At 35.1% G+C, this 12,791-nt stretch carries 11 protein-coding genes and 1 pseudogene; 6 read left to right on the top strand and 6 right to left on the bottom strand.

Annotated elements, in window-relative coordinates:
* Position 1 precedes the first annotated feature (1 nt).
* Positions 2 to 922 (top strand): homoserine kinase, encoded by a 921-nt coding sequence (thrB, locus tag JM172_RS05285; RefSeq protein WP_214481182.1) that lies wholly within the window; start codon positions 2 to 4, stop codon positions 920 to 922.
* A gap of 322 nt (positions 923 to 1,244) precedes the next feature.
* Here the strand turns inward: thrB and JM172_RS25610 are convergent.
* Positions 1,245 to 1,592: pseudogene (locus JM172_RS25610) on the bottom strand (NifU family protein).
* Positions 1,593 to 1,645: 53 nt separating this feature from the next.
* Here JM172_RS25610 and JM172_RS05275 point away from each other — a divergent pair.
* Positions 1,646 to 1,975, top strand: a complete 330-nt coding sequence (locus JM172_RS05275) for a YuzD family protein (RefSeq protein WP_214481052.1) — start codon at positions 1,646 to 1,648, stop codon at positions 1,973 to 1,975.
* 274 nt (positions 1,976 to 2,249) lie between these two features.
* Here the strand turns inward: JM172_RS05275 and JM172_RS05270 are convergent, their stop codons facing one another.
* Positions 2,250 to 3,317: an NAD(P)/FAD-dependent oxidoreductase gene (locus JM172_RS05270; RefSeq protein WP_214481051.1), complete on the bottom strand. Its 1,068-nt coding sequence runs from the start codon at positions 3,315 to 3,317 to the stop codon at positions 2,250 to 2,252.
* Positions 3,318 to 3,565: 248 nt separating this feature from the next.
* On the opposite strand from JM172_RS05270, the gene JM172_RS05265 reads away from it, so the two are divergent.
* On the top strand, positions 3,566 to 3,802 hold the full coding sequence (locus JM172_RS05265) for a YuzB family protein (protein WP_214481050.1): 237 nt from the start codon (positions 3,566 to 3,568) through the stop codon (positions 3,800 to 3,802).
* 284 nt (positions 3,803 to 4,086) lie between these two features.
* Here JM172_RS05265 and JM172_RS05260 read toward each other — a convergent pair whose 3' ends face one another.
* Positions 4,087 to 4,785 (bottom strand): DUF2225 domain-containing protein, encoded by a 699-nt coding sequence (locus JM172_RS05260; protein WP_214481049.1) that lies wholly within the window; start codon positions 4,783 to 4,785, stop codon positions 4,087 to 4,089.
* A gap of 239 nt (positions 4,786 to 5,024) precedes the next feature.
* Between JM172_RS05260 and dapF the strand changes: the two genes are divergently transcribed.
* On the top strand, positions 5,025 to 5,879 hold the full coding sequence (dapF, locus tag JM172_RS05255) for a diaminopimelate epimerase (protein ID WP_214481048.1): 855 nt from the start codon (positions 5,025 to 5,027) through the stop codon (positions 5,877 to 5,879).
* Positions 5,880 to 6,062: 183 nt separating this feature from the next.
* Positions 6,063 to 6,425, top strand: coding sequence for a HesB/IscA family protein (locus JM172_RS05250; RefSeq protein ID WP_214481047.1), 363 nt, complete (start codon positions 6,063 to 6,065; stop codon positions 6,423 to 6,425).
* A 490-nt stretch (positions 6,426 to 6,915) separates the two neighbouring features.
* Here the strand turns inward: JM172_RS05250 and JM172_RS05245 are convergent, their stop codons facing one another.
* A complete protein-coding gene (locus JM172_RS05245) occupies positions 6,916 to 7,506 on the bottom strand; it encodes a hypothetical protein (RefSeq protein ID WP_214481046.1) in 591 nt (196 codons plus the stop codon).
* Positions 7,507 to 8,068: 562 nt separating this feature from the next.
* Positions 8,069 to 9,175 (bottom strand): tetratricopeptide repeat-containing glycosyltransferase family 2 protein, encoded by a 1,107-nt coding sequence (locus JM172_RS05240; RefSeq protein WP_214481045.1) that lies wholly within the window; start codon positions 9,173 to 9,175, stop codon positions 8,069 to 8,071.
* A 157-nt stretch (positions 9,176 to 9,332) separates the two neighbouring features.
* Here JM172_RS05240 and JM172_RS05235 point away from each other — a divergent pair, with 157 nt between their 5' ends.
* Positions 9,333 to 11,042 carry a glycosyltransferase family 4 protein gene (locus JM172_RS05235; RefSeq protein WP_214481044.1) on the top strand — a complete coding sequence of 570 codons (1,710 nt, stop codon included), beginning with the start codon at positions 9,333 to 9,335 and terminating at the stop codon, positions 11,040 to 11,042.
* Between the two features lie 738 nt (positions 11,043 to 11,780).
* On the opposite strand, the gene JM172_RS05230 is transcribed toward JM172_RS05235, so the two are convergent.
* Entirely contained in the window at positions 11,781 to 12,656 is an 876-nt protein-coding gene (locus tag JM172_RS05230) for a vanadium-dependent haloperoxidase (RefSeq protein ID WP_214481043.1), read from the bottom strand.
* Positions 12,657 to 12,791: the final 135 nt, after the last annotated feature.

The raw sequence follows: 12,791 nt of genomic DNA, 5'->3' as shown, positions 1-12,791 counted from the left end.
TATGAATGAACGGATCGTGATAAAAGTACCAGGCAGTACGTCCAACTTAGGACCAGGGTTTGATTCTATCGGCTTAGCTGTTTCACGCTACTTAACACTTGAAGTACAGAGAAGTACACAATGGTTATTTCATTCGCTGACAGACGAGTTAAGAGATATTCCGACGGGTAAAGATAATCTCATATTTCAAGTTGCACAAAAAGTAGCTGATATACATGAAAAAGAGTTAACTCCATGCTATGTAGACGTTACTGGTGAAATTCCACTTGCTAGAGGGCTTGGTAGTAGCGCAGCTGCCATTGTTGCAGGAATCGAACTAGCGAATGTGTTATGTGATTTGCATATGACAAATGATGAAAAGCTTAGATTTGCTAGCTTATATGAAGGGCACCCTGATAATGTTGGTGCATCCATTTATGGAGGGTTAATTATTGGTAGCCACCGTCAACATGAAACTGACATTATCGCAGTACATGATTTTGATGTCGATATTGTAGTCGTGATACCTGGATTTGAATTGAAAACTGCTGAAGCTAGAAGTGTCCTTCCAAGTGATTTTGCATTCTCAAAGGCTGTTGAAGCAAGCTCAATTAGTAATGTGTTAATAAGCTCTTTATTGACTAAAAATTGGACGCTTGCGGGAAAAATGATGGAGCTAGACCTTTTTCATCAACCATATCGATCAAAGCTCGTTCCTGACATAGACGAAATTAGCTCTTGTGCGAGAAGATACGGTGCCTTTGGTACAGCATTAAGTGGAGCTGGACCAACAATTATTTGTTTTGCTGAAAAAGGTAAAGGTGCAAATCTTCAAAAATCCCTACAAAGCAGCTTTTCTCAACATAAAATAGAATTTCTTTCTGTAGACAATCAAGGGAGCACGGTAGTTCAAACATCGAAAGAAAAGGAAGAAGTGAACTGACTATACTGTAAAGATTAACTGACCATAAAAGCTCGGTCTACTGTAAATAAAAGTTCTTTTCATAAGATTTTGTTGTTATTTATATAAAATTGCAACACAGTGAGGTCGTAAGCGAATGGTATCGTCTTATAGAAGAAAAATTGCGACGAGATCACAGGTATTTTCCGTGTTTATATTTTACTATGAACAACAAAAAAATCAATGCAAAAACAATATAATAAAAAAGCGAAACCTCCATTCAGGAAGGTTTCGCTTTTCATATTGTCTTGCTCTAGCACTAGTGAACTAGTGGTGGATGACCAATATGACATATTATATCAGGTTAGAAAACCTGTTCTACTTCTACTACACCTGGTACTTCCTCTAGAAGTGCACGCTCAATACCTGCTTTTAATGTAATTGTGGAACTCGGACAACTACCACATGCACCTAATAAACGTAACTTTACAATACCTTCTTCTACGTCAACTAATTCACAATCTCCTCCGTCACGTAAAAGAAATGGGCGAAGTTTATCTAAAACTTCTTGTACTTGTTCTTCCATTGCTAATTCAGCCAAGATTATCGACTCCTTTCCTTATTATCTATTATAAACAGTGTAATGAAAAAAATCTATCGTACGAACTTGGATATTTACCGATTGGGTTACAGAAAAAGTTTCGTTAGCAATCGTTTTCTTGTACAATAAGATAAGAACACTGAAAAAGAGGAGTGTCTTACCCTATGACTATATTACAACAAGTAGAAGTTTGTGTATACGGTACGGAAGTATTATGTCCTAGTTGTGTAAACTTACCATCTTCGAAAGAAACATATGAATGGTTGGATGCTGCAATAACGAGAAAATTTCCTAATCAGCCATTTATAATATCATATGTTGATATATATGCTCCCCCTTCAAAGAAGGACAAACAGAGCTTCGCTACTAGAGTGATAGAAGAGGATATGTTTTATCCAGTAGTTGTTATTAATGACAATATTGTTGGTGAAGGGAACCCTAAATTAAAAACTGTATTTGAAGAAATGGAGAAATACGGCTATCAACAAGGATAACAAGCATATGACTAAGTGAAGGCAATCCAAAGCTCGTTTATTAAGGTTAATAGCAAAAAATACAGTTAAAAGACGGGTAACAGCCCGTCTTTTCTTGTTTAATGTACCATGTAATTTAGTCAATCTCCTGGCATAGTTATAGCCAGCCATTGATGACGTTTTATTAAAATCAGAGGCAAAAGCCTCTGGTATTGATATGCACTAGGGTGGTCAACCCGCTTGTGACATTCTAAATGTAGCTCGAGGTATGTTGGATGATAATCAGAGGCCAAGTTTATCCCCTGTGATTTTTATACATCCAAAGAATTCCTGATTTTAATAGGCGAGGAACTCTTCCCATGAGAGGTCTATCTGCAAGTAAACCGAAACCATGTTTTTTACCTAAAGAACCTAGAACACCCTTTAATTTAATTGGTGGGAATTCGCTTGGTGGTTCTTCATTATTCCAGCGCTTTAGAAGCACTTGAACGATTTGTTCAGCTTGCCCTTCAGCGAGTTGTGCGCTAGGTGCGTGTGGCAGGCTTGCACAATCACCAACTACATAGACATTTTCATTTTCAGGAATGTTATGCTGGTTCGTTAATACTACGCGTCCTTGTGCATCTTTTTCGGCAGGTAAAGCTTGAACGACTTTATTTGGCTGAATGCCTGCTGTCCAAACAATTGCATCACTTGAGATACCTTCATCATGATTATATAAGACATTTTCTTCTACTTTCGTAATACAAGCATTGTTAATTAACTCTATGTTATGTTCTAAAAACCATGATTCAACATACTTACTTAAACGTTCAGGGAACATCGATAAAATGTGTTTTCCACGATCGAATAGTTTGATGTTTAAATCAACGCGGCTTTCATGTAATTCACTTGCTAACTCTACGCCGCTTAGTCCTGCACCTACAATAGAGACAGTGGAACCTGCTGGTAAGTTATTAAGCTTTTGGTAAGTGTCTCGTGAATTATCAATTGTTTGAATACTGTACGTATATTCTTGCGCTCCAGGAACGCCATGATATTTGTCTTCACAGCCTAAACCAATGATTAAATCATCATAAGATAACGGTTCTCGATCTTGAAATTCAACGGTTTTATCTTCCAAATTAATGTTCGTAACTTCTCCATATAAGAGGTTCAACCGATCGTGCTCAGGAAAAGATACTCGTACATGCGTATCTGAAATGGTACCAGCTGCCAGAGCATAGTATTCGGTTTTTAAACAATGATATGGAATGCGATCAACTAGAGTAACTTGGACATCATTTGGTAGTTCGTTGGGTAAAAGGCGATGAAGGATACGCATACCACCGTATCCGCCACCAAGAATGACAAGGTTTTTCATTGTTGACTTCCCCTTTGTTAAAAAAGTAAGAGATTACGATACGTACTTCATAAATTTTCTATAAAATATATAATGTTATACATATTAATATGGTTAATAACTAAATAATGATGAAACCATAAAAAAGTATAACTAAATTACGACAAAATAACAACAAATATTCCATATTTCTTGACAAAATTTGAGCAATATTGTTGACGAAACAGCAAAAAATGAGTAGCATATAAAATCGATGAGAGGTGAAAAAAATGAAGCCTATTATTGAATTTTGTATTAGTAATTTAGCTAATGGTGGTCAACAAGCACGTGAAAGGCTTGAGAAGGATCCAAATTTAGATATCATTGAGTATGGATGTTTAGGCTATTGTGGTAAATGTGCCCAATCCTTGTTTGCACTTGTCAACGGAGAGATTGTTGTAGGAAAAGATGCTGATGAACTCGTAAATAATATAAATCAATATTTAGAGGATAATCCGATGTTTTAATGAGACTCTTTTCGTAAATTCTGTTGCTAATGGTTCTAAATTGAAAATTAATTTGACTGCCGTCATTTTATTGAAGGAAAAGTGCTTCGTAATTCGTATTTAATTCTTGGTACAAAAAATAATATATGTCGTAACAGAATAAACAAAGTGCACTCATTTATTAGTGCACTTTTTTTGATTTCTATTATGTTTGGTCATGCTATAGCTTTCTTAAATTGATAAGGTATCTGGTCAATTTGCTTTAATCTTCATGCTCTAAGATTAATAATCCAACAACAACTGTCCTAATCGAGAGTGACCATTTGGCGATCCTGGCGGATTTCATACCAACTTTCTCTCGTCATGTTAATGATTCCGTATTCAATCGTGTTATTTTGCTGTTCAAGAACTTTTGAAAAATATCGAATAGCTTGTTCATCGTTACCAAGTCTTCGATTCAATTCTCCAATCATATACAAGATACGAATTTCAGACATTTGGGTAAAGTTAAAGTCGTGGGTCATATACGACTGAATATACTCCTCTAGTGCTAACTTCATAAAACGTTGTTCTTGTTTTTGATTTGTTAATTTACGATATAACCAAGCTGTACGAAGATACATCCCAGCAATTGTTATATGTTTTTCTTTCTTAAGTAATGCACTATATATTGCTAACTTATATGTATCAATGGCATCTTTCTTTGTCCGAATCCCACAGTAATTTTTACCTGCCCAGTTGTCACAAATATTTTTTTCAATCGTTTCTATCGTTAAAGGCGGGAAAGCCGCTTCAAACTTATTTGAACTAGAAAACCCACAATGAGGGCACACACAAATATAATAAAGTGAAGGATCGTATTCTTTATTTTTATATTGAGGACAGAAATCTGACTCATGAAGAGAAACCTTCGTATAACGTGATCTAACCTTTTTAGTAGTATAAGTTTTTTTACATAGCAAGCATGTAGGTTTATAATCATAGAATGGAGGGATAGTATTCATGTTGCTTCCTTCCTAACTAGCAGTTTATATTTCCTAAGCACAAAATAATATTTATATAATTATATCGTAAAACATATGAAATTAGTACTGCTAATAATGAGTCGAAAGAAACAAAAAGAAGTCCTTCAAATAATATGAAGGACGATATCATACGGGGGATAATTCCAGTATGAACAAAAAATGAGTACAATATACATGAAGACTAACGGAACGAAAAAATATATGGAGGGTATGTTGCAATGAATCAACTGACTTTCACTAAAATGCATGGTCTAGGCAATAATTATATATATGTAAATATGTTCGAGGAAAATCTTAAAGAATCACAATTAGCTGAGCTTGCAATAAAAATTTCTAATGTGAATACAGGAATTGGATCAGACGGAATGATTTTAATTTGTCCGTCAGAAGTAGCAGCTGTGAAAATGAGAATTTTTAATAATGACGGTTCAGAAGGGAAAAACTGCGGAAATGGTCTCAGATGTGTTGCGAAATATGTGTACGAACATAAAATAGTGAGTGACAAGGCATTTCCAATCGAAACACTATCAGGTGTTGTACATGCACAAATTCAAGAAGAGGAAGGCAAGGTCATTAGTATAACGATAGATATGGGCAAACCACAACTAAAACGTTCTCAAATTCCTATGGTTGGTGATGAGAAGGAAGCTGTTGTAAGTGAGAAAAATATTTTTGCTGGTGAAGAGCGAGAAGTGACACTTGTCTCTATGGGGAACCCACATGCTATTTTTTACGTTGAACATATTGATGAGGCTCCATTAACGTCAGAAGGACCATTAATAGAGAAGGATGCAAGGTTCCCAGAAGGAATTAATGTTGAGTATGTTGAAGTCGTTAATGATCACGAACTTCATTTCCGAGTTTGGGAGAGAGGATCAGGTATTACTCAAGCTTGTGGAACAGGTGCATGCGCAGCAGTAGTCGCATCTGTATTAAATGAAAAGACGATACGTAATAAAGAAACACTTGTACATTTAGCAGGTGGAGATTTACGCATCACATGGACAAATGAAGGGAATGTCATGATGACAGGACCTGCTGAAACAATTTGTACGGGCACGTATTACTACTAGAAGATATATCAATTTCTACCTTTAGAATCCCATGCTATGACAGGACTAATTATTTGTATAGCCAAAACGGGAAAGGTATACTAAAAGGAAATAAAAGTACAATAGTCATCTTTAAGTTGAATCGACTTGCACGGCTATGAGGCAAAGCTAGACAAGTAATAACTCAGATTGGAGGGAAGATGAATGAGTGATATATTAGAAATAACTGAATCAGCAGCACATCAAATCAATGCGATGAAGAAAGAAAATGAAGAAGAAGGAGCTCTTCTGCGCATCGGAGTCCAAGGTGGTGGATGTAGTGGACTATCGTATGGCATGGGCTTTGAACATGAGGTAGCAGAAGGTGACATCCAATTCGAACAACACGGGATTCAAATGGTCATTGATGAGGAAAGCGCACCAATATTAAAGGGAGTAAAAATTGATTACAAACAATCTTTAATGGGCGGGGGCTTTACGATCGATAATCCGAATGCCATTGCGAATTGTGGCTGTGGTTCATCGTTCCGTACAGCAACGAATGAGGGTGCACCTGAGGAGTGTTAGTTGATAAAAGAGCATCAGGTTTATAGATGTTACTTGTTGTGGTATTAATAACAACCCCTAAAACGACGATTGATGGTTGTAAATATAATAGGCTTCTTAACGGCGAATGGTATCTACAACCGTTAAGAGGCCTTTTCTATGTCATTGAAGCAACCATAATGAAAGTAAATATAATGATACAAGAAAAAATGTTCAACGTAGAGTTTTGTTGTCTCATGAAAAGCGAAGTTATATATTGACTGGCTAAAATGAACTTTGAGTGTACCAATTATATTCTATAGGGATTTGGAAAAGGCTGATGAATTATTTAATACTGGATTAATCGTAAACGAAAATGTCGGTATAAGGGTAAGAGACATGGCTTTAATACTTTCAGTTTAGAGGGAAAAATTAATCTATATAAAATTTGTTAATTCAATATTTATTAAAAAACACTTAAAGAAAGCACAATAGGAGTATGGTAATTCCTATTGTGCCCTTTTTTAATCAGTTAGGTCAATGTGATAGTTGCAGCAACACCATTGGTTAGGTTGCCACCAGCACCTATATCAATTTGTACGGATAGAGATTCACATCCCATAAGAGTAACAGGAGCCATAGCAGAAGCACAACAAGTACTACCATCACCAGTTATCTGAACAGAAACGAGAGGGGGCTGTTGAGGGGCACCGGTACACATGTTATCCATAAAAACGTTAGCAGTTGCCGTTTGGTTAATGTTTAAAACATTACCGCGCTTCACGCTAAATGTAAGTTCTATAGTAGTAGCAGCCCGCGGTACAGCTACAGCAGTTTGTTCAAAAGTACCTGTTATACCTAACCCTATAAAATTCTGGAATGGAGGGGAGAGTGATTGGTCTGTACCTAAAAATATCGTCGTCGGACCCATCCCAGTAGCACCAGTCATTCCAGTAGCACCAGTCATCCCAGTAGCACCAGTCATCCCAGTAGCACCAGTGGGACCCATAGCGCCCGTAGCACCCATTGGTCCTTGTGGTCCAGGTTTTCCTGGAGGTCCTTGTGGTCCAGGTTTTGGTTGTGGAACGACTCTACACGTGCAATCTTCATCGTAATTATACATTCTTGACACCTCCTTATTCTATTTATATTTATGCTCGTTTTATAAAATTGGTTGGGTGTAATATCCATATTCTTACTTAAAAAGGCTTGCATGACTTAAAAAAAGGCATATAAACAGAACTTAACTAATAATTTTTGATGGGGTTTTTAAATTTGTTTCACAGTACAAAAGAATATTGCAAAGGCCATGAATACAAGTTATATACACCATCTTTCTTAGTACAAAAATTACTATTAACCGGGTAGCTACCCTTGTAATATTTATTTCTATATTTATATAGTAAATTAAGACCTATCATTTGACCTATTGCTTTTAAGTTTTGCATAGGTGTCACATAATCAGCTTTGGGCTTTAGTGCATTTAAAAAGTGAATGTACGTTTCATTATATTTGTGCTGATGCAACAAAGCTTCCCCACAGTATTGTATATGGAAGGAAGTGATGTAGATTCTATATAAAGGTATAATCTCTTATCGAATGGCTATATATTTATTACAACTTCAAATGTTGGGGAATTTTGTAGGTTAATTTTGAATTGTGAAATACTCATAGTGTTTAATGGCCTATCCATCTATATGTTTAGCTGTATTTTCCTTCATGTATTCTGAAAAGAATTTGTTATTATATGTTACACTTTCATCATTCGGACGGTATTTCTCAGCCTCCTTATTATGTTTTATAGACTGATCTACATCACCTAAATTCCAATAGCATACACATAATTGCAAATGAGGAAACCAAGTAGAGTATGCAGGTTGTTGAAATCCGTCGGTATTTGTATCTCTTTTATGAAGAGCTGTGTGAAACCAAAATGTTGCTGTTTCATAAGCATTCTTTTCCATGAAGTAGCTCCCTAAACGACAGCAAATTTCTGGACGTGGATAGTCATACTTTAACGATTTTAATAAAGCGTTCAATTCTTCATCTTTGTCTCCAAAGTGGATATAACAGTCAGCTAAATTAAGACAAGCCCTAATTTCATCCTCTATCCAACCTTCTTCAGTAGCTAAAAATTCCTCATAATAACTAATGGCTTTATTGTAGAACTGGTGATCTTTTAACTCATTAGCATAGTAATACAAATCTCTCGGAGTAAAGTTTTCCCCTTTTTTAATACGGTTTTCATAGATTCTTAGATTCCTACCTTCACTCACATCATTCTTCTTTAGATGCTTATGGTGACTGATCGCAATATCTGATTGTATAGTATTTCCTGATACTGATAAATACTCATGCACAACTCCGAACCACTTAAACTGATTTACTCGTTTTACTAAACGATTTCTTCTATAACTAAACGTTGGATTCCCATACTCATCAAAGGCGATATTGTAGATCATAGATACAGCATCTATAGACTCGTCAAGTGTCTGTTTAAGCTGTAATAATTTTTTTAAATCTTCTTGATGAACCACATCATCTGCATCTAACCAAAGGATGTATTCTTTAGTAGCATGGCTAAAAGCAAAGTTTCTTGCATCAGCAAAATCATCAATCCATTCATAATCAATGATTTTGTCTGTATATTTTGAAGCGATTTCTTTCGTTTTATCTGTAGATCCAGTGTCCACAATAATGATTTCCTCACAAGCGTCCTTGACACTGATTAAACAATTCTCAAGTGTTTGTTCTTCATCTTTAACGATCATACATAAACTGATTGTAACCACAGATCGCCCTCCTGTTTTGATTTATCAATACAACATAATATGTTTGCAGTATTCTTACGTGATCTTTGAGCCTCAAGACAACACCCTTATCATTTTTACTAATATGATAGATCATACGAAATATAATTTTTCATCAACTATATGTAAGGAGGCTAGTATGTACGAAGAACTAAAATTAAAAGAATTTAACAAGCGATTAGCTCAACAACACATGTCTGAAAAACAGGTCTTATGCCAAAAGGACAAAACCGAAGACTCATTTCATATCGTTTATGTGATGTCTAGTGTAGCTGTAAGTGGGGGAGTAAAAATTATTTTTGAGCATGTTAATCGTTTAACACGCCTTGGCATTAAAGTTACAATTGTGACACATTTTGAAAAACCTCATTGGTATCCAATTGATGCTACCTATATACAAGTTCCATTTACGATCGAATTAGCAAAAGGAATACCAAATTGTGATGTTATTGTTGCAACCTACTGGGATCATATTCAATCCTGTATAGACACAGGTATTGCGCCAGTTGTTTATTTTGAACAAGGTGACTTTCACTTGTTTGATTATGAAAGTATGAATGACGCGTTAAAGGTATTTATTAAACGTCAATATGAACTGCCAACATTTATATATACAGTATCGAAAAATGCAGCTAAATTAATTAATAAAAACTATGGTCGAGAAGCAAGTGTCATTCATAACGCAATAGATGAAAGCATCTTTTACGATGGAAGTTCTTCATTCAAATCAGAGAAGCGGTATATGCTAATGGTGGGTGCAGAATCTGCCTCTTTTAAAGGTATACGTGAAATTATTGAAGCGTATCAAGTCATTCAACAAGAATACGATATATCGTTGTTTTGGATAACGCCTGAGGAGCCGTCAAACGACATGAGAAATAAGGTTACAAAAGCCTTCGTTCAACCTAGTCAAAGTACAATCGCAGATTTATATAGAGGTGCGAGATTATATGTATCTGCGTCTCATTATGAAAGCTTTTCTCTTCCACCATTAGAAGCCATGTCTTGTGGTTGTCCTGTCGTTACGACGGAAAATGATGGCGTACTAGAATATGCTATTGACCGAGAGAATGTTCTAGTATGTAGAATTAGGGATCCGATAGACTTAACTAGTAAAATCAAAAAAGTGCTAGATGACGATGAATTAGTTGATTTACTTATAACGAATGGACTTTCTACCGCCAAGCAATTTAAATGGCATGTGACTATAGATGAAATTTATGATTATTATAAGAAGGTTGCATCATTTAAAGTAAAGCGACAACATACAGAGGAAGATTGGAACATAGGAATTTCAGAAGATGCATTTATTAATCCAAGCGATTACATTAAATTTCTTAAACTATTAAATATAACAAAAGCATCTGTAATAAAAGTTCCAGTCGTATACGAAATTGATAGCTCCTTAAAAATTGCTCGTTGGGAAGTCGTCGCATACCATAAAAATATACAAAATCATGTTGAAGATATTTGCTATAGTCCAGTTCAATCCGATAATAATGAAATATTTGTCAATCATAAAGGGTATCGTCCTTTTATTGAAAGAGAGTTTGAAGAAGCATTAAAGGACTTTACTTCGCTATATGATGAAACGAAGGATCCCCAGCTTCAAGCAATATACTTTCGTTGGATGTTATTATGTTTATACCGCCTTCAAAGGAGATTTGAAGCAAAAAAGAAATTAAGAAACCATTCATTTCAAGATACGCACTTCTCTGAAATATATTTTCTAAAAAAACTTCTTGAGAACAAAAATTCAAATGAAACAGCTACTTGGAATATGTCCGTTTTAGGAGATGCAGTATCGTATCCTGAATACATTTATCAAATTAATAAACTATCAGTGTAATAAGTAACTCTTAACCACAAAAAAAAAATTCATCCTTGGAGTGTAGAGAAAGGTATTTACTACACTCTTTTGTTCTCATTGAATATATTGATATTATTTAAAGGCTCTTTTTGTAAACTTTGCTGCTTTTTATCACCTACATTTGGGTAACTGGTGTGAAATATGATTTTTATAGTAGTATTTAGCTCTATTTACGAAAAATAATAATTAATGTGAACACATTTGTATAAAAGGTAAAGTAAATATTTACCCTAAGCTGCCGACGCTATCCTTTAGCAGGTTGAAGTTATTAACAATTTTATCCACAGTTTACACACAATGTCCACAGCTTTAAAAAATATATATTGAGAATGTATAATGAAATTCAACCTTTCTACGGAACTAATATATTCTCAAAGCTCATCAATAGCATTATTATTCATACATAAAGATATTGAAGTGGCACAAAAACAGCATCAATATAACTTTTTGAAGGGAAAAAGAATATAGATAATTATTAATAAAAATTATTAATATATAGAAAATTCATTAATAAAGTCTAAGATGGTAAAACCTTTTGATGAATCTGTCACATCTTAGTTCATTTACTTTGCCTAGTATTTATCAAAAGAGTTAACTTTTTAACAGTTTTATCCACAGTTTATTCACAATATCCACAATATTTACATAAAAACTGTATAGGAGCTCTCCTATACAGTGGTTTTACTGGGGTATTGTGGATTGTTGTATGTTATTCAATTAGTCATCGTCAGGTATGACTAATGATTGGCACTCAGTATTGAAATCAAATGGAATGACTTGTTCATACGGAGGTGGCATGAGATCTGCGTGTAGGTTATCCTCATATGGCGTATCAATTGGGTCACATTGTGAGTCAACTTCCTTCTTGAGATTGTTAACAACAACTTGACCGATTTGTCTACCAAGGCTTAGTCCTTCATCATTGTCAATAGGGAAATGAACGAGTCCATATAATCGAGAAATGGCACATTCTTCAGCTAATTCGTCTAATCTTAACGATTCCCCTGGGAAGAAATATTTTAATAACTCTGCAGCACAACCAGCAACAGCGGCATGGCCTGAAGGATACGTAGGGTGTCTTGGTGTACAAACAACGGTTGCTAACTCTTGGTCTAGCTGATCAGGCCTTGCGACAAGCCATAAGAATTTATAAAACCAAGTAATGACAAATGCATCATTTATAGCACTTTGTACTGCACCCAATATTCTAGCAGCTCTAGGGGCTGTAACACCATATGTGTCAATGAGTCGGTCAATTATTGGTGTCCATTGCTTTGTCGCAACACCTGTACCCCAATATTTCGCTACAGTTTTTTTATGATCATCTAGATTATCTCTTACTTCTAATACTTTCTCTAGTTGTTCATTCCAATCAATATAGTTTGGGTTTTTAATAGAGAAATAGATAGGTTCTTTATTTGGAAGAGTAATAAACTGATTGCCACATCGCTTTATATAGTAGGTTGACCATGATCCTGCATATGGTTCTTCTGGGTTTTTAGGAGGCTCACTTTCTCCAGCATAAGGAATCTCATTCCATCTTTCATACGTACATTTACATTCACAAGAATTAAATAGACAGTTACAGTTCAATGAATTCACCTCTTTTCTTTTATTACTAGTCTATTCAATAATAAACATAGAGGTTTGATTCATTAGTCTATCGTGCGATAAATTGATAAAATCGGCTAATAGGTGCACAGTAACGTAGTTGCTCATATTAAGAAA

It is taken from the genome of Bacillus sp. SM2101 (assembly GCF_018588585.1).
Classification (GTDB): domain Bacteria; phylum Bacillota; class Bacilli; order Bacillales; family SM2101; genus Nanhaiella; species Nanhaiella sioensis.
This window is presented reverse-complemented; position numbering and strand designations above follow the sequence as displayed.

Bases quoted from the DNA above. Each gene is read 5' to 3' on its own strand.
- thrB (WP_214481182.1), top strand. From the start codon at position 2: ATGAATGAACGGATCGTGATAAAAGTACCAGGCAGTACGTCCAACTTA.
- JM172_RS05275 (WP_214481052.1), top strand. From the start codon at position 1,646: ATGACTATATTACAACAAGTAGAAGTTTGTGTATACGGTACGGAAGTA.
- JM172_RS05270 (WP_214481051.1), bottom strand. From the start codon at position 3,317: ATGAAAAACCTTGTCATTCTTGGTGGCGGATACGGTGGTATGCGTATC.
- JM172_RS05265 (WP_214481050.1), top strand. From the start codon at position 3,566: ATGAAGCCTATTATTGAATTTTGTATTAGTAATTTAGCTAATGGTGGT.
- JM172_RS05260 (WP_214481049.1), bottom strand. From the start codon at position 4,785: ATGAATACTATCCCTCCATTCTATGATTATAAACCTACATGCTTGCTA.
- dapF (WP_214481048.1), top strand. From the start codon at position 5,025: ATGAATCAACTGACTTTCACTAAAATGCATGGTCTAGGCAATAATTAT.
- JM172_RS05250 (WP_214481047.1), top strand. From the start codon at position 6,063: ATGAGTGATATATTAGAAATAACTGAATCAGCAGCACATCAAATCAAT.
- JM172_RS05245 (WP_214481046.1), bottom strand. From the start codon at position 7,506: ATGTATAATTACGATGAAGATTGCACGTGTAGAGTCGTTCCACAACCA.
- JM172_RS05235 (WP_214481044.1), top strand. From the start codon at position 9,333: ATGTACGAAGAACTAAAATTAAAAGAATTTAACAAGCGATTAGCTCAA.